Genomic DNA, 20,562 nt, shown 5'->3' on the forward strand with positions numbered 1-20,562 from the left:
TGTCATATTATTGAAAACCCGGGATCAAGGTTCCGGGTTTTTTTATGGTGTAAACTGAACTGATGAAAAGAAAATATATCTATCCGGTAATCATATTATTGATAGCGGCTATTCTTCTGCTGACTGATAAATGCGCTTAATAAGAGAGTCTGTCAGAATCCAGTTTGATGAAGATGAAGATCAGGATCGTAAATCCCCATAAACCTGATCCACCGTAACTGAAAAAGGGTAGGGGAATACCAACCGTTGGAAAGATCCCTATCACCATTCCTACGTTAACCAGGAAGTGTAAGAATAATATGCCTATCACTGAATAACCATATACCCTGGTAAACTGGTTTCGTTGTCTTTCGGCCAGTTGGAGCAGCCTGAGAAGTAGTAGAACAAAGAGTATCACTACCATTGCACTCCCTAAAAATCCCCATTCTTCTCCTACAGTGCTGAATATGTAATCCGTGTGTTGTTCCGGTACAAAATGACCCTTGGTCTGGGTACCTTCGGTCCAGCCTTTGCCAAACCAGCCTCCGCTGCCTATAGCAATCTCACTTTGATTTGTATTGTAGCCAATTCCGCGGGAATCCACTTCCTTACCCAGAACAATGTTGAAACGATCACGGTGACGCTGTTCGAATACATTTTCAAAAATATAATTCACCGAAAAACTCAGGCCGATTGAAATAATGGTAAAAAGGGTAATAAGCACGCGACCTGGCCTTTTCTTTCTTTTTCTGAAAAATAAAAAGAGACCTATTAACAGAACACCCCCGCTTACCCAGAAAGGGCCAACCAGAAGGGTTAAAATGAATACGGTTACGGCCGAAAGACCTGTTACAAGGTAAAAACCGGACAGTCCTTCCCTGTAAAGGGGAAAGAAAAAGGCTGCATAGACCAGGGCACTACCGGGGTCGGGTTGAGGTATAATAAGTAGCGCCGGGATGGCAATAATGATAAAGGCCTGCACCTGATGGCTCAGCTTTCTTATATTAGTTTGTATGTCGCTTAAATATTTGGCTAGGGCCAGAGCTGTTGCAAATTTGGCAAATTCGGAAGGTTGGATTCCGAAACTGCCAAAGGAATACCAGGAAGTAGCCCCGGAGATCGTCTTTCCGAAAACGAACAATCCGGCCAGAGATAACAGGGAAACAAGGTAAATGATACTTGAAAATCGCTGGTAGAACTTAGCTTCTATAGAAAGTATGATAATAATAAGGAAAATACTGAGACCGATAAAAAGCGCCTGCTTTCCATAAGGCTGGCCCAGGTCAAAATAGGAACCCGTGTTTGTTCCCAGGGAAGCCGAGTATATATTAGCCCAGCCAAAACAGATTAAAATTAAATAAATAAAAATGCTTATCCAGTCAAATCCCGCGCTGCTCCTGCTCATTTACTGGTTAATTTTGAAAGGTTCGCCACTAAGTGGTTTGGCATATTCGTCTTCAAGGCTGTGATTTAATATCCATTCTTCCATATCGGTCCTTGTAATGGTCCCTTTAAGATATTTTTCTATCATTAAGCTGGCAATTCTACCTGCATAGCGACTTCCCCAGTATCCGTTTTCCACAAATACCGCTAATGCGATCTTTGGATTCTCTACCGGTGCAAAGGCTATGAATATTGAGTGGTCTGTCAACTGAACCCGTTTGCCGTCAATTTTGGCGAAATTTTCCGCTGTACCTGTTTTTCCTGCTATCTCAATACCGGGAATTCGTAGGGTAGATGCCGTTCCGCTTTTATAAACTTCATGCATGCCCTCAACCACCGGGTCGAAATGTTTTGCATCTATACTGGTATAATTTCTTTTGGTGAACTTTTCATCCTTGATGGGCTTACCTTCTATTTCTTTAAGGATATGCGGGGTGTAATACCATCCTTTATTCCCGATGGCCGCCGTCATATTCGCGAGTTGCATGGGAGTCATCAATACCTCACCCTGGCCTATCGCATTAGAAATGGTAGCCGTAGCATACCACTTATAGGTAGGATAGTTATATATCTGGTTGTAGTATTCAGAAGAAGGTATCTTTCCGGGTCTTCCAGTTGTAAGATCCGAACCTAGATAATTTCCAAGGCCAAAACTAGCCAGGTGATCATGCCATACATCCATTCCCTCCTGTGGAGTAGGGTACTTCTCTATAATACGACGGTATACATTCGCGAAATAGGCATTACAGGAATTCGCGATCCCGGGGATCATATCCAGGGGACTTCTGTGGGCATGACAGCCAAGTTTTCTTCCTCTTCCGTAGGCATAACCATGATTACAGGAGAATTTATCGTTAGTATCAACAATTCCTTCCTGAAGACCTATCAGTGCATTCAGGGTTTTGAAAGGTGAGCCCGGAGGGTATTCGGCCAGAAGTCCGCGGTCGTATAGCGGTCTGGCAATAGTGTCGTAATATAGTTCGGTAAAATTAGGGGAGCGCTTACGTCCTACAAGTTTTGCCGGATCATAGGTAGGCGCCGTAATTAGCGCCAGGATCTCCCCACTTCCAGGCTCAAGTGCAACGATGCCTCCTCTTTTGTTTTCCATGAGTTTGGTGCCATACGCCTGGAGTGCCGCATCTATGGTAAGACTTATATCCTTACCTTTTTCTGGCAGGGTGTCATATATCCCTTCTTTATAAGGGCCTATATCACGGTTAAATCGATCCTTCTGAATGTATTTAACTCCCTTTACTCCCCGAAGCAATTCTTCATAATACTCCTCCACGCCTGCACGCCCAATAAGGTCACCAGAAAGATAATACGGATCGCTGTTTACCTTGCTCTGATTCACTTCGGCTATATAGCCAAGAACATTCGCGCTATGATCAACCTGGTAATCGCGTAAAGATCTCTTCTGAATATAAAATCCCTCATATTTTCTCATTTTCTCCTGGAGGATGGCATATTCGCTTTTTGTTAGCTGGGGAATCACTACTGAAGGTAACATGGGGGAATATATCCTTGCTTTATCCAGCTTTTTCTCCAGGTCTTCACGTTCAATGCTTAGAATATTACAGAATTCGGTAGTATCAAAGGGCTTAAGATTCCTGGGAATCACCATCACGTCATAGGAGGGTTGATTGGAGACCATAAGCTCACCATTCCTGTCGTAAATATATCCACGCTGGGGATAATCGTAAATGACCTTGATCGCATTATCTCGAGACCTTATGGCAAGCGAGGTGTCTACTACCTGTAAATAAAAAAGCCTGCCAATAAATATCAGCCCCGTGGTTAATATGGTTATGTAAAGCAGAATTTTTCTCATCTGTATTTCCTCGTGAAAAGTGTAAGACTAAGAAGGATTACGATCACTGTGAATATACTTGAAAAAAACGTTTTTTTCAGTATGATGAGTATATGGTTTAAGCTGAACATTTCCAAGGAAAATAGTACAAAATGATGTATAAGAACCATTAAAAAAACGTAGCTCAGTTTAGCTCCGAATGGAGTTGCCGAAAGCCGGATGTTTTGATGGTCATAACTTATTCCGAATGAAAATCTCAGGAGATTAGGTCTTACAAAAGCTGCAACAAGACATGCCGCGGCATTTATTCCACCACTATCCTCAAAAATGTCGATGCTTATACCAAGCAGGAACGAAAGGAAGAGGAACAGACTTTGATTTCCGGTAAACGGGTAAAGAAGGATGAAGAGAACATAGAGGTAGGGGTTTATGTATCCCGCAAAATTGATGTTGTTTAGTACCAGTACCTGAAGTAGTACCAGTAAAACAAATCTAAGTGTATTTGATATCAGACTACTGTTCACTTTCTTCCAGGGCTTTGATTTCTTCCTTATTTACATTCTCAATCACGTACACATAGCCTATGTTGGTCATATCGTTGAATAATTCGATATTAATCGTGTAATAACTCTGTGTCTGGTCCAGTGTAAAATCGTTTATCTTACCAATGGGTAAACCTTTTGGGAAGATCAACGAGCGACCTCCGGTGATTATTGTATCTCCCTTTTGAAGAGGAGCCTGTCTTGGAACGTCAATTAGTTGGACGATGTTGGGGTTCTCACCATTCCACACGAGACTACCAAAATGATTCGTGTTTTTTAGCTGGGCATTTATCCTCGAGTTGCTGTTCAGGATTGAAATTACCCTGGAATAATTCTTATTCACCCTGTCAACGATCCCAACGATCCCCTGACTGGTGATCACACCATACTCCGGCTGGATCCCTGATTTCTCTCCCCGGTTTAGTGTGAGATAGTTGTTGGGTTTCGCGAAATTGTTGTTTATCACGCGGGCTGTTCTGAACAGGTAATCACCTTCAAACGAGGTGCTGTCCAGTTGCTTTTCCACCGAGATACTGTCGTTGATATTTGAAATGATGTTCCGGAGTTTATTATTCTCCTCCAGCAGCCTCTCATTATATTCGTCCAGATGTAAATAAGTATTGATGCTGTTTGACCATGAATAGATGCCTCCTGTGACAACATTCGCTGAACTTATAAACCTGCTTTTATGAAAGGCGTGATTCTGAATGGTAAGGAAAAGGGATACGGCAAGCAGAAACAAGAATAGAATTGAATTCTTATTCTTTATAAGAAAGTTAAAAATCTGCTGCATAAACTAAACTTCTCCTACTTGATCAAAATTCCTTTATAACGGTTAAGTGTTTTTAGGGTTATACCTGTCCCGCGTACCACCGCACGTAATGGGTCTTCAGCAATATAGACCGGCAGATCGGTCTTTTGAGATAAACGTTTGTCCAGTCCTCGTAACATCGATCCACCACCTGCAAGATAGATACCGGTATTATAGATATCTGCTGCGAGTTCCGGCGGAGTTTGAGAGAGGGTTTCCATTACGGCATCCTCGATCCTTAGAATCGATTTATCCAGAGCTTTGGCGATCTCGCGGTAAGAGATGTTCACCTGCTTTGGTTTACCCGTTAACAGATCTCTACCCTGGACGCTCATCTCTTCTGGCGGAACTTCAAGATCTTCAGTCGCCGCGCCTATCTGGATCTTTATCTTCTCTGCTGTACGCTCTCCTACATAAAGGTTATGCTGCGTACGCATGTAGTACACTATATCATTAGTGAATACATCCCCGGCTATCTTTACCGATTTGTCACACACGATACCTCCAAGTGCTATAACCGCGATCTCGGTGGTACCACCTCCTATATCCACGATCATGTTCCCTTTTGGCTGCATGATATCTACCCCAATACCAATCGCAGCAGCCATAGGTTCATGAATAAGATAAACCTCTTTTCCATTCACTCTTTCGGCACTTTCTTTTACGGCCCTCATCTCCACCTCGGTAATACCGGATGGAATACAAATCACCATTCTAAGTGCTGGCGTGAAAAGCTTTTTCTTAAGTGCCGGAATCTCTTTGATGAACATGGTGAGCATCTTCTCACTCGCATCAAAATCGGCAATTACACCATCTTTTAACGGGCGAATGGTTTTGATGTTCTCATGAGTCTTACCCTGCATCATTGCTGCTTCTTTACCCACGGCAGTGATCTTACCCGAAGTTCTGTCACGGGCTACTATCGAAGGGCTGTCTACAACAACTTTATCGTTATGAATTATCAGGGTGTTAGCTGTACCTAAGTCTATCGCAATTTCTTCAATGAGAAAGTCAAAAAATCCCATAGTGTGTTATAAGTATTGAGGTTTGGGTAAATGTACTAAAATTAATGTTTAAAATGGCGGGTTCCTGTCATCACCATTGCGATATTATTTTCATTGCAATAATCTATGCTTAGCTGATCTTTTATCGATCCGCCGGGCTGAATTACAGCTGTAATGCCGGCATTCCCTGCGATCTCCACGCAATCTGGGAATGGGAAAAACGCATCACTCGCCATTACTGCCCCATTAAGGTCAAAATTGAAGGAGTGAGCTTTCTCGATACTTTGTTTCAGGGCATCCACTCTTGAGGTCTGTCCTGTTCCGCTGGCACATAGCTGTTTGTTCTTCGCTAAAACGATGGTATTGGATTTTGTGTGTTTGCAGATCTTTGATGCAAATATCATGTCAGATAACTCCTCATCGGTAGCTTTATTGTGGGTGGCCAGTTTCAGATCTGCCGGGGCATCTGTTTTAAGATCTTTATCCTGAACCAAAACTCCATTGAGACAGGTTCTTACCTGATCTTTTGGAAGCTCGATATCTTTTAAAACAAGCAGGATCCTGTTCTTTTTGCCTTTAAGAATTTCCAGGGCCTCTGCAGAAAATGATGGAGCGATCACCACTTCACAGAAAAGTTTGTGGATTTCTTCAGCAGTTTTGGCGTCGATTTCCACATTGCTTATTAGAATTCCACCGAATGCGGAAACCGGATCCCCGGCCAGGGCATCTACGTATGCCTGGTGAATAGTATTACGTTGTGCAAGACCACAGGCATTGTTGTGTTTTAAAATAGCGAATGTAGGGGCTTCTCCTTTGAATTCGTTCATCAAATTAACCGCTGCATCAACATCCAGAAGGTTGTTATATGAAAGTTCTTTTCCATGCAGTTTGTCAAACATCGCCTCAAAATCCCCATAGAAAGTTCCTTTTTGATGCGGGTTCTCTCCGTATCTCAGTTCTTTTCCTTGCAGCTCACTTTGCTTGAATGAGTTTACTTCTCTTTCCTGATTGAAATAATTGAAGATGGCCGAATCATAGTGAGAAGAAATATTGAAGGCCTTTGTAGCGAATTTTTTGCGATCTGCCAAACTGGTCTCTCCGTTTTTCTCATTCAGCAAATTCAAAAATTCTTCGTAGTCGTCTACCGAAGAAACACAGGTAACATCCTTGAAGTTCTTCGCAGCTGCACGAATTAATGAAATTCCCCCGATATCTATTTTTTCGATGATATCCTGTTCTGAGGCTCCCGAAGCAACGGTTTTTTCAAACGGATATAGGTCTACAATCACAATATCTATCTGCGGAATTTCATACTGTTCCAGTTCTTTTACATCGCTTTCATTCTCCTGACGGTTAAGAATCCCTCCAAAAACTTTTGGGTGAAGGGTCTTTACCCTTCCACCTAAAATTGAAGGATAAGAGGTAATATCTTCAACAGGAATAACATTGATCCCGAGATCTTTAATGAATTTTTCGGTGCCTCCTGTAGAATAGATGGTTACACCCAGTTCGTCAAGTCTTTTTACTATGGGCTCCAGCCCGTCTTTACTAAAAACTGAAATTAAAGCAGATTTTGCTTGTTTTAATTCGCTCATTGTGTTGTGTTTGTTAAAGCTGCAAAAGTAACCAATTCAACTAAAAATGGGAAAGTGAATCTGGCGAATTATCGGGAAAGTTTGTAACGAATTTTCAGAACATACGTCCTATCTTTAAATTATTCTAAAACCAGCTGTTTTTCCAATGTTAATTTATCTGCGCGTACTTAAGGAAAGTTTCAATTTTGCGCTTGGCGCGCTCAGGAATAACCGGCTACGGACGTTTCTTTCCCTTCTTGGTGTTACCATTGGTATATTTTCCATTATCGCGGTGCTTGCAGCGGTTGATTCCCTTAAAAAGGACATTACAGGCAGTCTGAGTGCCCTGGATAACAGTACGGTGATCGTAATGAGGTTCAATTTTGGACCTTCGGATATTCCTCGGTGGAAGAGGGAACAGTTTCCGGATGTGACCTACGAAGAATATCAGCAATTAAAGAAAAATCTTCCAGACCTGGAGGCGATTAGTTTTGCGCTTGGGGTTCCCGGCGGCACTTCCCTGAAATATCGTGAGGTGACAAGTGCGGGAGTTGATGTGGGTGCGGTAACCCATGAGTATTATGATATTGAAGCCTTTGAATTTGAAAAAGGAAGATTCTTTAATGAACCCGAAGCAGTGGCTGGAGCAGGAGTTATCGTGCTTGGTCATGAAGTAGCGGGAAATCTTTTTGGAGAAACCGATCCTATAGGTAAGGAAATACGCGTTTTTGGCCGCAGGGCCACTGTGATTGGTGTTCTTAAGAAACAGGGACAATCTTTGTTTGGAAATTCCAGAGATAGTCAGGTATTTGTCCCGGCGAATTTCGCACGAAGGGTATATGGGACCAAAAAAGGTACTGTTTTTCCTCAGATAGTGCTGAAGCCTGAAGAGGGTGTGGATAATGATGAGTTTATCGCGATGCTGGAGCAGCAGTTAAGAACCATGCGAGGCATTAAGCCTGGAGAGGTAAATACTTTCTTTGTTAATCAGCTGCAGGGTTTTGCAGATTTTATAGACAATATTACCGGTCAGCTTAATATCATTGGAATTGTGATTAGTGGATTTTCTCTGTTGGTAGGAGGATTCGGGATCGCGAATATCATGTTTGTGAGCGTAAAGGAACGTACCAGTCTTATAGGAATCCAAAAATCTCTGGGAGCAAAAAATAAGTTCATTCTTTCTCAGTTCCTTTTTGAGGCTGTTATACTTTCGGTGATTGGTGGACTTGTGGGGCTTTTCATTGTCTGGCTGGTTTCTATCATCGCTTCGCAATTCACGGGTGATTTTGAATTTGTGCTCTCGCCGTTCAACATTTTCTTAGGAACCCTGGTTTCGGCCGTTATTGGTCTTATCTCCGGAATTATCCCTGCCATTTCCGCTGCCCGGTTGGATCCTGTGGAAGCCATCAGAACCGGGATGTAGAAAACCTTTCTTCTCTCAATTTTTAACATTCAATTTCTGAAAATAATCTGGTGATTTTATAAATTTGGAAAATATCCTATAAAATGGAAATAATCCAAAATGAAGAATAAAACTAAGTCTATATTACATCTCGATTTAGATACTTTTTTTGTTTCCGTAGAACGCCTGAAAGATTCACGGCTCAAGGGCAGGCCTCTTATAGTAGGAGGTTTGGGTGATCGTGGGGTGGTTGCGGCATGCAGCTATGAGACCCGGAAATTTGGTGTGCATTCAGGTATGGCGATGAAGGTAGCGAAAAGACTTTGTCCGCATGCTACCTATATCAGGGGAGATGCCTCGGTTTATATACGTCATTCTGAAGTGGTGACCGAAATCATCAAGAGTCAGGTGCCTACCTTTGAAAAGGCGAGTGTAGATGAGTTTTATGCCGATCTTACGGGAATGGATCGTTTTTTCGGGGTAAAGAAATTTGCCCATGAATTGCGGGAAACCATTATAAGAGAAAGCGGCCTCCCCATTTCCTTTGGTCTTTCCCAAAATAAGATAGTCTCCAAGATCGCTACCGGTGAAGCCAAACCCAATGCCGAAAAATATATAGAAGCAGGGGAAGAAAGAGGATTTCTGGCTCCGCTGGAAGTGAATAAGATCCCGATGATAGGTAGCAAAACCTTTCAGGCGCTGGTGAATCTTGGGGTTAGAAAGATAAAGACCATCCAGGAAATGCCGGTGGAAATGCTGGAAAGCGTACTTGGGAAGAATGGCCGGGTGATCTGGAAACGAGCCCATGGCATTGATGATCCGCCTATTGTTCCTTTCCATGAACGAAAATCAATTTCTACCGAGCGTACCTTTAACAGGGATACCATAGACATGGTGAGGCTACACGCTACCCTGGTTGCGATGGCCGAGAGTCTTGCCTACCAGCTCAGAAAAGGTAATAAACTGGCCTCTGTGGTCACTGTGAAGATCCGGTATTCCGATTTTCAGACCCAGAGCAAGCAGGTAAAGATCTCTTACACCAGTGCCGACCATATCCTTATTCCCACGGTAGAAGAGCTGTTCGAAAAACTATATACCAGGCGTCTGTTGATCCGCCTTATCGGAGTCCGTTTCAGCGGGCTGGTTGCGGGGCATTACCAGATAAACCTTTTTGAAGATTCTGAAGAGATCCTGAGCCTATACAATTCACTGGATAAGATCAGGCAGCGCTTTGGAGAGCATAGCGTGAAGAGGGCCGTGGGGATGGAGGTGAAGACCATCGGTCGCATGGGAAATCCTTTCGATGGTCAGCCCCCAATCGTATTAGCACATCGCAAACAATGATCTATTTGAACTGTCATACCTGGTATTCATTGCGCTACGGAAATTTTCCTGTAGAGCGCTTATGTGAGCTGGCTGAAAAAAATAAAGTAGAAGTTCTGGCAGTGACAGATATCAATAACACTTCGGCCTGTCTGAGTTTTCTAAAAATGGCTGAAAAAAGCAATTTTCAGCCTCTTATAGGAATAGATTTCAGGAACGGGGTAGATCAGCAATATGTTGGGATTGCTAAAAATAATGAGGGTTTCAGGCAGCTGAATGAACACCTTTCCACTCATATCCACGTTCAGAAAAAGTTTGAACCGGAAGCAGCTGTTTTGCCTGACTGTATCATTATCTATCCTTTTGAAAAAGTAGTTAAATGGAATAAATCAGAATTTAAGAACAATGAATTTATAGGGATTTCCATAGGGAATCTACGAAAGCTGAAATTTTCAAAATATAAAGCTTATAAGGAAAAGCTGGTATTGTTTCAAACAGTGAGCTTTGAAACTAAAAGGGATTACAATGCACACCGTTTACTGAGAGCAATAGATAATAACGAGCTTTTAAGTAAACTTCCGGAAACGGAGCAGGGCTCAATTTCACATCGGTTCATTTCAGTTGACACTATTCTGAATGAATTTGAGGATTTCCCATATATCCTGGAAAATACCAAGCACCTGGTTTCTGAATGTGAGGTGAAATTTGAGTTTGGCAGGGATGAGAATCGCAATTTACAGGTATATGGAGATAGCGAAGCAGAAGATATCAGGCGGTTAAGAGAGCTCTGTGATAAGAATTTATACAGGCGTTACCCTGAAGCCAGTCAGAAGGTGAAAGACAGGGTAGAGAAAGAGTTGACTTCCATCATTAAGCTGAAATTCGTCTCTTATTTTCTTATCAATTATGATATTGTTAGCTATGCCCGTTCCATGAATTATCCTTTTGTAGGAAGGGGGAGCGGAGCGAATTCCATTGTGGCCTATATCATCGGGATCACCAATGTAGATCCCATTGAGCTGGATCTGTACTTTGAGCGCTTTATCAACGAGAGTCGTGCTTCTCCGCCCGATTTTGATATCGATTTTTCATGGCGGGACCGGGAGGATATCACCCGTTATATTTTTGAAAGGTATAAGAATACGGCTCTGATGGGGACTTATGTGACCTTTAAAAGAAAAGCGGTGGCACGCGAACTTGGGAAGGTCTTCGGGCTTCCTAAAGAGAATATCGATAAGCTTTCAGATGGCTATTTTAATTACCAGGAACTTGACCACCTGGAGAAACTGGTGTTGAGGTATAGTAAACTTATCGAAGGTTTTCCCAATTATCTCAGTGTACACTCGGGTGGAATACTCATCCTCAATGACTCTGTGTATAATTACTGCGGAACCTTTCTGCCTCCTAAAGGTTTTGAAACGGTTCAGATAGATATGAACATCAGCGAGGATGTGGGAATACATAAATTCGATATTCTTGCCCAGCGCGGCCTTTCAAAGATCACCGATGCCATAGAGATCATTAAAAACAATCAGCCGGAAGCAGAGCTGAAAGATATTGAGGACTTTAAAACTTTTACACGTGACCCAAATATCAATGAGCTACTGAAAGAAGGGGATTGCATGGGAGTTTTTTATGTGGAATCTCCGGCCATGCGCGGACTACTTACAAAACTAAAAACCGATAACTACATGAACCTGGTAGCGGCAAGCTCAGTGATAAGGCCGGGAGTCTCCAGTGCCGGAATGAAGGAGGAATTCATCAAACGTCATCGTGATCCGGAAAGACGAAAACAGGCTCACCCGGTGATGGCGAAAATTATGAAAGAGACGTATGGCGTAATGGTCTATCAGGAAGATGTGATGAAGGTAGCTCATGAATTTGCCGGATTCAATTTTGAAGATGCTGATGTTCTAAGACGGGGAATGAGTGGTAAGAAAGTGGCAAAAGCTGATCTTGAAAGAGTGGAGCAGACTTATTATGATAACTGCAGAGAAAAAGGATATTCTTCACAGCTTGCTGAAGAGATCTGGGAGCAGATATCTTCTTTTGCCGGTTATGCCTTTCCCAAGGGGCATTCAGCTTCTTATGCGGTAGAAAGCTATCAGAGTCTTTATCTTAAACGTTATTTTCCACTGGAATTCATGGTAGCCGCTCTTAACAACGGCGGAGGCTTTTATAATACTGAAACCTATATTCACGAGATAAGAAGATGGGGAGGGAAGATACATGCTCCCTGTATCAACAAAAGCGATCATCCGAATGTGATCTATGGGAATCACGTATACCTGGGGTTTGGATATATTAAAGATCTCGAAAATAAAGTGATAAAACAGGTCCTTGAAAACAGGCAGTTCTTTGGGGAATTCAGGAGTTTTGAGGATTTTCTGGACCGGCTTTCCATTTCTATAGAGCAGCTTACTATTCTGTTAAAGATAAATGCGTTCAGGTTTACTGGATTTGATAAATATCACCTGCTCTGGAAAGCTCATTTTAAACTGAATAAAAATAAATCCCCCATACAACAGCCATTATTGTTCAAGCCAAAATACCGGGACTTTGATCTGCCTCAATTTGAGATTTCCCGGCTGGTAGAGGCTTATGATCAGATAGAACTTCTGGGTTTTCCCTTGTGCAGTCAGTTTGATCTGTTAAAATATTCGATGAAGGAAGGTGTAAAGGCAAAAGACCTGAAAAAGTATATAGGACAGGAGATAGAGATTTATGGAAATCTTATCACTTCGCGAACCGCGGGAACGGTGAATAATAAGATCATGCGTTTTGGAACCTTTTATGATGAAGAAGGCGGGATCTTTGATACCGTTCAATTTCCAGATACCTCTGAAAAGTATCCTATAAGAGGAAAGGGTATTTATTTTTGCAGGGGTACGGTTGTCTGTAGTTTTGATTATGTTTCCATAAGGCTGAGCAGTATTGAAAGGCAGGAGACTGCTCAGGATCCGAGACTGGTTGATAATTCTTTTAAGGTGAAAATGGCCTGATAGCTATGGGATTTACGACCCCTATATATCGACAAAATGAAAGTTCGTGTTAAAATTTATACACCTTCCTACATATGTTTACTTAATTTATTTTAAAAAGTTCTAAAGTTAGTTAAAAGCTTAAAAATCAGAATTTAGCTTCGTTATATTTGTTTCAAACAGGGATCAAAATGGGAAATGAAATTGAAAAAGATTATTTGAGTTCTATTGTACAACTACTAGGGTTCTTTACCCTTTTGTTTATAATTCTAACAATTCTGTTGTGATCAGGCGGCAGGAATAAAATCCATAAAAATAAAACCCTCTTGGAAAAGAGGGTTTTATGATTTTATAATTGATAAGATCCTTATAATATCTCTGCTACTTTTTTATTGACCCACTCCAGAAATATCTCGTCTTCATGCGAGAAAGGGTCCTCTGTATGGCTGTCTATATCTATCTGACCTACATTCCTGCCATTTAAAAAAAGCGGAACAACGATCTCGGCTTTTACATGGATACTGCAGGCTATATAATTGTTCTGAGCCTTTACATCGGGTACCACAAAATTCTTATTGGAGACAGCAACCTGCCCGCAAATTCCTTTTCCAAAAGGAATGATTTCATGATCTGTTGGCTCACCTGCATACGATCTTAATTTAAGTTCTTCCTTATCCCCATTCTGGAAATAGAATCCAACCCAATCATAATAAGGAACACTGGTTTGTAACAATTCACAGACTTCAGAAAGCCTGTCATCGACCGACTTTTTGCTGTTTTCTAATATCTCTTCTATCTGGGGTCTGAGTTTGTGAAATGCCATATTAACAATCTTTAGTGCAAAAGTATTCAATTTAAAGTGTAAAGCGCGTCTTTCATTTCTATAAATTTGTTAAAAACCATACTGTAATTTGCTCAGTTTATTTCGTAAATACCGCCTCGTTCTGCGATTCATTTTTATTTTTCTGGGCAGCTATTTTCTTTTTTCAAGCCTGTATAACGGCTATCTCATCCTGTATGATACAGAACAGCCCGTTCCGGATCCCTTAACCCAACTTGTGGCCAGACAAAGTGGAACCCTAATGGAGAGTCTGGGATATGAGACTGAAGTGGTAATGCATTATACGGGTTTATCCATGAAACTAATGGTGGAAGATATTTTCCTGGCCGGAATTGTGGAAGGCTGTAATTCGGCAAGTATCATAATTCTCTTCATATCTTTCGTACTGGCTTTCTTCGGGCGGCCTTTAAGCACTTTTATGTACATCTTCGCCGGATCGGTGATCATTTACGTGGCAAATATAATCAGGATTGTGATCCTCGCTGTTAGTATCTATGAATACCCCCAGTATTCAGGTTTTATGCATTCGGTGTTCTTTCCTCTCGCCATTTATGGTACTGTATTTATTTTATGGCTAATCTGGGTTAAAATCTATTCGGTATGGAAAAAAGGGTAAAGAGAAGATACCGGATAGTAGAAATAGGCATTTTAACCCTTTTGCTAGCGGCAATAAGATTTTTTGAGCAGGATCTCTTTTATGATCCGCTAATAGTTTTTTTTAAGTCAGATTACCTGCTCGGGATCATTCCGCCTATGGATATGGCAAAACTAATGATCAACCTTAGCCTGAGATATGCTTTGAACTCTATCATTTCTCTGGCTATAATTTACATATGCTTCAGAGATCTGGGCATTCTCAAGTTTTCAGTGCTCCTTTACGCGGTCCTGTATGTCCTGGCCACTATAGTATTTATATTTCTTGTGTTGAATATTGAAAGGGAACACTATCTGGCCTTATTTTATGTGCGCAGATTTCTTATACATCCACTATTTTTGATCATTCTTCTCCCTGCATTCTATTATTATCGTTTAATGAACTACAGAGGGTCCTGATAACGATTACACTTCTAATTTGTCCTTGTTCTTTTCCAGCCACTGCCTGAAGTTAAGTAACTCAGGGTTTAGTTTACGTGTGGCATTTATATCCCGTATGGTGCAAAAATATTCCTCCTCTTCTGCCTTGAATTGAAACATATTTCCGAATTCTTCAGCTCCGGGAAAGTCAAAACTCCGGTATACATCCGGTTCAACAGCATTGCATTTCACCTTTTTACCATATACTTCAGAAAAGATATCTGCCATTTCCTTGCAGGTAAGATGCTCTCCCGCAATAGCAACTATTTTATTTTTATAGGTGTCCCCTGCCTTAAAAATGGCGTAAGCACATTTCCCGATATCTTCTGCCGCTATTCCCGGAAGTTGCTTATTGTTCATAGGGAAAGTGATTGCGAGTTCGCCGTCTTCACCTTCTTTGGGGCCTATTCCGAAGATGATAAAATTATCCCAATAGAAAGAAGTAAAAAGAAGTGTGTATGGAACCTTACTTTCTACAAAATATTCGTCGGCTTCACCTTTCGCATCAAAATGAGGAACTTTGTATTTTTCCATTAGTGTTGGCATACGATCATCATCTAGTGGGATCCATTTTCTGGTATCTTCAAGGGTAGACCACATTATATGTTGTAGACCAGCTTCTTTTCCAGCCTCAGCCATGTTCTTGGCCTGCTGCATTTCCTTTTCAGGAGAGAGGTGCTCCCAGAAGTTGGTCATACAATATGCTCCATAAGCTCCTTCAAAGGCTTTGATCACACTTTGTTTATCATCGATATCTGCTTTCACTACTTCAGCTCCCATATCTTTAAGCTTTTGCGCTTTATCTGAAGATGGATTCCTGGTGATGGCTCTCACTTTAAAGCCGCCTTTTGGGTCGTTCAGAATTGCACGAACGAGTCCGCCTCCCTGGGCACCGGTAGCCCCTACTACTGCAATAATCTTATCGTTTTCCATTTCTAATAAATTCTTTTAAGTTTTTGATACACATAAAGTTACATATATTAAGTTTAATTTCAAGTGTCAAATTTCCCTGGCTTTAGAAAATAAAAATCGGGATTGTTTTTTGAAATATTTTTCCCAAAAGTTGAAATAGGGATTCAGATTTTCGGGATAGATTTGTTGGAAGATTTGGGGTTTATAGACTCTAAAATGCTGATATTGAAAAAAAATGTATTTTTGTAGCCGATGAAGAAGGCTTTAAGACATATCGCTTCACTAATGATGGCTTTCCTTGTAATGCTGTCTACCATGTCCTTTACAGTGGATAAACATTATTGCGGGGAGCATTTAGTGGATAAAGCAGTGTTCTCTAAAGCAGAGACCTGCGGAATGCAGATGAGTGCTTCGGCCGAAGATCATTGTTGTACTAATGAAAAAGTTTCGGTGGAAGGGCAGGATGAATTAAAGATCTCATTTGATTCTTTCGATTTTCATCAGCAGGTTTTCATCACAACTTTCACTTATACCTATTTTGAACTTTTTGAAAGCTTACCAAAACAGGTCATTCCTTTTAAGGATTATTCTCCTCCTATACTGGTCCGGGACATTCAGCTCGTAGACCAGGTATTCCTCATTTGATATTAAACATTATTGGATTTATCCTTTAAACTGAAAGTTTTTAGGGAAGTCAGTGCATTGATTTTTTTTAATTCTAATTAATGTTTAATCATCTCTTATATGTTGAATAAAAGCATCAAATTTTTAATAGAAAACAAACTTGTTGCGGTAATATTACTTACCGTGATTATTGGCTGGGGAGTCACTACTGCTCCTTTCAACTGGGATATTGGATTTGCTCCGAATGATCCGGTGGCCGTGGATGCCATTCCCGATCTTGGAGAGAATCAACAGATCGTCTTCACCAAGTGGCCGGGAAGATCACCCCAGGATATTGAAGATCAGATCACGTATCCTCTTACTACTTCCCTGCTTGGTGTACCAGGGGTAAAGACTATCAGAAGTTCATCTATGTTCGGTTTTTCGAGTATCTATGTGATCTTCGAAGAGGATGTTGAATTCTACTGGAGCCGAAGCCGGATTCTTGAAAAGTTAAATTCACTACCCGCCGGGTTGTTGCCAGAAGGGGTAAATCCTTCTTTGGGACCGGATGCAACCGGACTCGGGCAAATTTTCTGGTATACCCTGGAAGGCCGTGATAAGGATGGGAATGTGACGGGTGGATGGGACCTTCAGGAATTGAGGAGCATCCAGGATTATTATGTGAAATATGCTCTTTCCGGAGCCAGCGGAGTTTCTGAGGTAGCTTCAATAGGTGGGTATGTACAGGAATACCAGATAGATGTGAATCCCGAATTTATGCGGCAGTATGATATTTCTTTAAGTGAGATCGTAAAGGCCGTTAAGGAAAGTAACAGGGAAATAGGAGCTCAAACCCTGGAGATCAACAGAGCAGAATATCTTGTAAGAGGTCTTGGCTATGTGAAATCAGTAGAGGATATTGAAAATGCCGTTGTAGCTTCTGAAGATTATACTTCATTAAGAGTGAAAGATGTAGCCAATGTATCTCTGGGACCGGCTGAACGCCGTGGAATTCTGGATAAGGAAGGTGCTGAAGTTGTTGGTGGAGTAGTGGTGGCCCGTTATGGCGCCAATCCTATGGAAGTGATCAATAATGTAAAGGACAAGATCAATGAAATAAGCAGTGGCCTGCCTTCCAAGGAATTGAAAGATGGCAGAACTTCTCAGGTGACCATTGTTCCTTTCTATGACAGGACAGAACTCATTGAGGAAACCCTGGGAACTCTAAATGAGGCGCTTATTCTGGAGATCCTCATCACCATTCTTGTAATTGTGGTAATGGTATTCAACCTTAGGGCTTCCCTTCTGATCTCCGGATTACTACCAGTAGCCGTACTCATGGTTTTCATTTCCATGAAATTCTTTGGCGTTCCTGCCAATATTGTAGCTCTTTCGGGTATAGCGATAGCGATTGGAACCATGGTAGACCTAGGAGTTATCCTCACTGAGAATATCATAAGACATAACAATGAACAGACTGAAAAATTATCCATCAACCAGATAGTATATAATGCAACTTCTGAGGTTTCAGGAGCAATCCTTACTGCGGTTCTCACCACTATTATAAGTTTTCTGCCGGTATTCACTATGGTAGGAGCTGAAGGAAAACTATTCCGGCCGCTGGCCTTTACCAAGACCATGGCACTTGTATCTGCTGTACTTGTGGCTTTATTCCTTATCCCGCCTTTTGCCGCATTTATTTTCCAAAGGGATAAGGTCAAAGACAAATTGGTACCGTTTATTTATGGTTTCCTGATTTTACTTGGGATCGTTGGTTTGTTCTTTAGTATTCTGCTTGGTCTGGCTCTTATCGCCTTCGGAATTGGAGGAATACTGGAGAGCAGAGGTCGTATAGATAAAACCTTCACCAACAAAATCAATGTAGTCATCTCAGCTCTGGTGATTGTCTTTCTGCTTGCTCAGTACTGGCGACCACTGGGACTGGATAAGAATATTTTCTGGAACTTGTTATTTGTTGGATTTATAAGTTTTGGCCTTCTGGCTTTCTTCTGGCTTTTCAGAAAATACTATGTACAGATCCTGAAGTGGGCCCTGGATAACAAATTACTTTTCCTTTCAATACCTTTAGCTATTGTGATCATGGGGGGTGTGATTATGCAGAATACAGGAAAGGAATTTATGCCTTCCCTGAATGAAGGTTCCTTTCTTTTAATGCCAACATCGCTACCTCATTCAGGTGTTGAAGAGAATAAGAGGGTATTGCAGCAGCTCGATATGGCGGTAGCCAATATTCCTGAAATTGAAACCGTGGTCGGAAAATCCGGACGTACTGAATCGGCCCTGGATCCCGCACCTCTCTCCATGTATGAGAATGTAATTCAGTATAAACCTGAATATATGCAGAATGAGAGGGGAAAACAGCAGCGGTACAGGGTGAATGAAGACAATTTCTTTGTGTTGAAGAACGGGAAACTTGCTGCTAACCCCAACCTGGAGGTTGAAAATGAAGCAAATTATGCCGACTCCCTGGTTAAAAATCCTTTATTACTTAAAAGACAGGATCTGATCCCCGATGAGGATGGAGAATATTTCAGAAACTGGCGACCTGATATAAAATCGCCCGATGATATCTGGAATGAGATTGTAAAGGCAACAAAATTGCCCGGGGTGACTTCGGCGCCTAAACTTCAACCGATCGAAACCCGTTTGGTGATGCTTCAAACCGGGATGCGTGCACCTATGGGGATTAAAGTTAAAGGCCAGGATCTGAAACAGATAGAAGCTTTCGGGATGAAACTGGAAGATATTCTGAAAGAAGCCGAAGGAGTTAAGGATGAAGCGGTATTTGCAGACAGAATCGTAGGTAAGCCATACCTGCTTGTGGATATAAAGAGAGAAAGACTCGCCCGTTATGGAATAAGTATAGATGATGTACAACAGGTACTTGAAGTTGCTGTAGGAGGAATGAGTCTTAGTCAGACGGTTGAAGGCCGCGAGCGCTATGGTATAAGAGTGAGGTATCCGCGTGAGCTCCGTAATACTCCTCAGGACCTTAAGAATATTTACATTCCTGTTGAAAAAGGAAATCCTGTACCCCTTGAAGAATTGGTGGATATTAGATATGAGCAGGGACCACAGGTCATTAAAAGTGAAGACACCTTTCTGGTGGGCTATGTGTTGTTTGATAAACAGGACGGCTATGCCGAAGTGGAGGTGGTTGAAAACGCCCAAAAACTTATTCAGGATAAAATCGACAGCGGAGAGCTGGAAATGCCTGGTGGGATCAGCTATAAATTCACCGGTACTTATGAGAACCAGATCAGAGCTGAAAAGACATTATCTTTTGTAGTGCCGCTTTCGCTGCTCATCATTTTTCTGATCCTTTATTTCCAGTTTAAGTCGGTTTCCACTTCATTAATGGTATTTGCCGGAATAGCTGTTGCTTTTGGTGGCGGTTTTATGATGATGTGGGCTTATGGACAGGACTGGTTCCTGAATTTCAATTTCTTTGGAGAAAACCTAAGAGATCTCTTTCAGATGAAAAATATCAACCTGAGTGTGGCGGTATGGGTAGGTTTTATAGCCTTATTCGGAATTGCTACCGATGACGGAGTGGTAATGGCTACCTATTTAACCCAGACATTCGACAGGAATGATCCGGAGGATAGAGCAGAGATCAGGGCTTCGGTCGTGGAAGCAGGTGAAAAAAGGATTCGTCCATGTTTGATGACTACGGCAACGACTATCCTGGCTTTATTGCCCATACTTACTTCTACCGGAAGAGGAAGTGATATTATGATACCTATGGCTATCCCTAGTTTTGGAGGAATGCTTATAGCTCTTATTACTCTGTTCGTGGTGCCGGTGTTGTTCAGCTGGAGAAAGGAAAGTAAGTTGAAAGTGAAAAGTGAAAAACTAAAAGGGAGCAATTAAAATTTTCAATTATGGCTGAAAGTATTTTAAAAGAGAAAAGTTATTCGTTTGCCCTTTTGGTTATTCAGGGTTATAAAATAATCGTTAAAGAGGAAAAGGAGTTTGTAATCAGTAAACAAATTTTGAGAAGTGGGACGGCTATAGGTGCCTTAATTCGTGAAGCCGAATTTGCTGAAAGCAAAAAGGATTTTGTTCATAAAATGAGCATTGCTTTAAAGGAAGCAAATGAGACCATTTACTGGTTGGATTTACTAAAAGATTCCGAATATATAGACTTATCGCTTCACGGCAATCTTAAGAATGCCTGCAAGGAATTGATTGCTATGTTGGTAAGTTCCGTAAAAACCGCAAAGTCTAAAATTTAAG

General features: G+C 41.5%; 16 protein-coding genes. 8 read left to right on the top strand and 8 right to left on the bottom strand.

Annotated elements, in window-relative coordinates; translation table 11 throughout:
- Positions 1–136: 136 nt before the first annotated feature.
- From rodA to purH, 6 genes are read right to left on the bottom strand one after another with little or no spacing between them, the layout of a single operon-like run.
- A complete protein-coding gene (rodA, locus tag EZJ28_RS10080) occupies positions 137–1,384 on the bottom strand; it encodes a rod shape-determining protein RodA (protein WP_131397431.1) in 1,248 nt (415 codons plus the stop codon).
- Positions 1,385–3,253: a penicillin-binding protein 2 gene (gene mrdA / locus EZJ28_RS10085; RefSeq protein WP_131397433.1), complete on the bottom strand. Its 1,869-nt coding sequence runs from the start codon at positions 3,251–3,253 to the stop codon at positions 1,385–1,387.
- On the bottom strand, positions 3,250–3,756 hold the full coding sequence (locus EZJ28_RS10090; RefSeq protein WP_131397435.1) for a rod shape-determining protein MreD: 507 nt from the start codon (positions 3,754–3,756) through the stop codon (positions 3,250–3,252). Before EZJ28_RS10090 ends, mrdA begins: the two co-directional genes overlap by 4 nt.
- Complete coding sequence (mreC, locus tag EZJ28_RS10095) at positions 3,746–4,567, bottom strand: rod shape-determining protein MreC (RefSeq protein WP_131397437.1); 822 nt, start codon at positions 4,565–4,567, stop codon at positions 3,746–3,748. The genes EZJ28_RS10090 and mreC overlap by 11 nt, the downstream gene beginning before the upstream one ends.
- 14 nt (positions 4,568–4,581) lie before the next feature.
- Positions 4,582–5,610: a rod shape-determining protein gene (locus tag EZJ28_RS10100; protein WP_072553762.1), complete on the bottom strand. Its 1,029-nt coding sequence runs from the start codon at positions 5,608–5,610 to the stop codon at positions 4,582–4,584.
- 41 nt (positions 5,611–5,651) lie between these two features.
- Entirely contained in the window at positions 5,652–7,184 is a 1,533-nt protein-coding gene (gene purH, locus EZJ28_RS10105; protein WP_131397439.1) for a bifunctional phosphoribosylaminoimidazolecarboxamide formyltransferase/IMP cyclohydrolase, read from the bottom strand.
- A 145-nt stretch (positions 7,185–7,329) separates the two neighbouring features.
- Between purH and EZJ28_RS10110 the strand changes: the two genes are divergently transcribed.
- The 3 genes from EZJ28_RS10110 (at position 7,330) to EZJ28_RS10120 (ending at position 12,890) form a co-directional block, all read left to right on the top strand.
- Positions 7,330–8,586: an ABC transporter permease gene (locus tag EZJ28_RS10110; protein ID WP_131397441.1), complete on the top strand. Its 1,257-nt coding sequence runs from the start codon at positions 7,330–7,332 to the stop codon at positions 8,584–8,586.
- A gap of 99 nt (positions 8,587–8,685) precedes the next feature.
- Positions 8,686–9,909: a DNA polymerase IV gene (dinB, locus tag EZJ28_RS10115; protein ID WP_131397443.1), complete on the top strand. Its 1,224-nt coding sequence runs from the start codon at positions 8,686–8,688 to the stop codon at positions 9,907–9,909.
- Entirely contained in the window at positions 9,906–12,890 is a 2,985-nt protein-coding gene (locus EZJ28_RS10120) for a DNA polymerase III subunit alpha (RefSeq protein WP_242670100.1), read from the top strand. The genes dinB and EZJ28_RS10120 overlap by 4 nt, the downstream gene beginning before the upstream one ends.
- 346 nt (positions 12,891–13,236) lie before the next feature.
- On the opposite strand, the gene EZJ28_RS10125 is transcribed toward EZJ28_RS10120, so the two are convergent.
- Positions 13,237–13,692, bottom strand: a complete 456-nt coding sequence (locus tag EZJ28_RS10125; protein ID WP_131397445.1) for a GAF domain-containing protein — start codon at positions 13,690–13,692, stop codon at positions 13,237–13,239.
- An 88-nt stretch (positions 13,693–13,780) separates the two neighbouring features.
- On the opposite strand from EZJ28_RS10125, the gene xrtF reads away from it, so the two are divergent.
- Together xrtF and EZJ28_RS10135 are read left to right on the top strand one after the other, a co-directional pair.
- A complete protein-coding gene (xrtF, locus tag EZJ28_RS10130; protein ID WP_131397447.1) occupies positions 13,781–14,326 on the top strand; it encodes an exosortase family protein XrtF in 546 nt (181 codons plus the stop codon).
- A complete protein-coding gene (locus EZJ28_RS10135; RefSeq protein WP_131397449.1) occupies positions 14,311–14,763 on the top strand; it encodes an exosortase F system-associated protein in 453 nt (150 codons plus the stop codon). The genes xrtF and EZJ28_RS10135 overlap by 16 nt, the downstream gene beginning before the upstream one ends.
- 6 nt (positions 14,764–14,769) lie before the next feature.
- On the opposite strand, the gene EZJ28_RS10140 is transcribed toward EZJ28_RS10135, so the two are convergent.
- On the bottom strand, positions 14,770–15,717 hold the full coding sequence (locus EZJ28_RS10140; RefSeq protein ID WP_131397451.1) for an NmrA/HSCARG family protein: 948 nt from the start codon (positions 15,715–15,717) through the stop codon (positions 14,770–14,772).
- Positions 15,718–15,948: 231 nt separating this feature from the next.
- Here EZJ28_RS10140 and EZJ28_RS10145 point away from each other — a divergent pair, with 231 nt between their 5' ends.
- The 3 genes from EZJ28_RS10145 (at position 15,949) to EZJ28_RS10155 (ending at position 20,561) form a co-directional block, all read left to right on the top strand.
- Complete coding sequence (locus tag EZJ28_RS10145; RefSeq protein ID WP_131397453.1) at positions 15,949–16,341, top strand: hypothetical protein; 393 nt, start codon at positions 15,949–15,951, stop codon at positions 16,339–16,341.
- Positions 16,342–16,440: 99 nt separating this feature from the next.
- The gene (locus EZJ28_RS10150) at positions 16,441–20,196 is read left to right on the top strand and encodes an efflux RND transporter permease subunit (RefSeq protein ID WP_131397455.1); all 3,756 of its coding nucleotides are present in this window, start codon (positions 16,441–16,443) and stop codon (positions 20,194–20,196) included.
- A gap of 11 nt (positions 20,197–20,207) precedes the next feature.
- The gene (locus EZJ28_RS10155; protein ID WP_131397457.1) at positions 20,208–20,561 is read left to right on the top strand and encodes a four helix bundle protein; all 354 of its coding nucleotides are present in this window, start codon (positions 20,208–20,210) and stop codon (positions 20,559–20,561) included.
- The last annotated feature ends 1 nt before the right edge of the window (position 20,562 follow it).

Origin of the sequence: Gramella sp. KN1008 (assembly GCF_004332155.1) — a bacterium.
Lineage (GTDB): Bacteria > Bacteroidota > Bacteroidia > Flavobacteriales > Flavobacteriaceae > Christiangramia.

Excerpts from the sequence above, each read along its gene's own strand:
- EZJ28_RS10140 (WP_131397451.1), bottom strand. The coding sequence starts at position 15,717 with ATGGAAAACGATAAGATTATTGCAGTAGTAGGGGCTACCGGTGCCCAG.
- mrdA (WP_131397433.1), bottom strand. The coding sequence starts at position 3,253 with ATGAGAAAAATTCTGCTTTACATAACCATATTAACCACGGGGCTGATA.
- EZJ28_RS10120 (WP_242670100.1), top strand. The coding sequence starts at position 9,906 with ATGATCTATTTGAACTGTCATACCTGGTATTCATTGCGCTACGGAAAT.
- mreC (WP_131397437.1), bottom strand. The coding sequence starts at position 4,567 with ATGCAGCAGATTTTTAACTTTCTTATAAAGAATAAGAATTCAATTCTA.
- EZJ28_RS10135 (WP_131397449.1), top strand. The coding sequence starts at position 14,311 with ATGGAAAAAAGGGTAAAGAGAAGATACCGGATAGTAGAAATAGGCATT.
- EZJ28_RS10100 (WP_072553762.1), bottom strand. The coding sequence starts at position 5,610 with ATGGGATTTTTTGACTTTCTCATTGAAGAAATTGCGATAGACTTAGGT.
- purH (WP_131397439.1), bottom strand. The coding sequence starts at position 7,184 with ATGAGCGAATTAAAACAAGCAAAATCTGCTTTAATTTCAGTTTTTAGT.
- EZJ28_RS10110 (WP_131397441.1), top strand. The coding sequence starts at position 7,330 with ATGTTAATTTATCTGCGCGTACTTAAGGAAAGTTTCAATTTTGCGCTT.
- EZJ28_RS10155 (WP_131397457.1), top strand. The coding sequence starts at position 20,208 with ATGGCTGAAAGTATTTTAAAAGAGAAAAGTTATTCGTTTGCCCTTTTG.
- EZJ28_RS10125 (WP_131397445.1), bottom strand. The coding sequence starts at position 13,692 with ATGGCATTTCACAAACTCAGACCCCAGATAGAAGAGATATTAGAAAAC.
- rodA (WP_131397431.1), bottom strand. The coding sequence starts at position 1,384 with ATGAGCAGGAGCAGCGCGGGATTTGACTGGATAAGCATTTTTATTTAT.
- EZJ28_RS10150 (WP_131397455.1), top strand. The coding sequence starts at position 16,441 with ATGTTGAATAAAAGCATCAAATTTTTAATAGAAAACAAACTTGTTGCG.
- dinB (WP_131397443.1), top strand. The coding sequence starts at position 8,686 with ATGAAGAATAAAACTAAGTCTATATTACATCTCGATTTAGATACTTTT.
- EZJ28_RS10145 (WP_131397453.1), top strand. The coding sequence starts at position 15,949 with ATGAAGAAGGCTTTAAGACATATCGCTTCACTAATGATGGCTTTCCTT.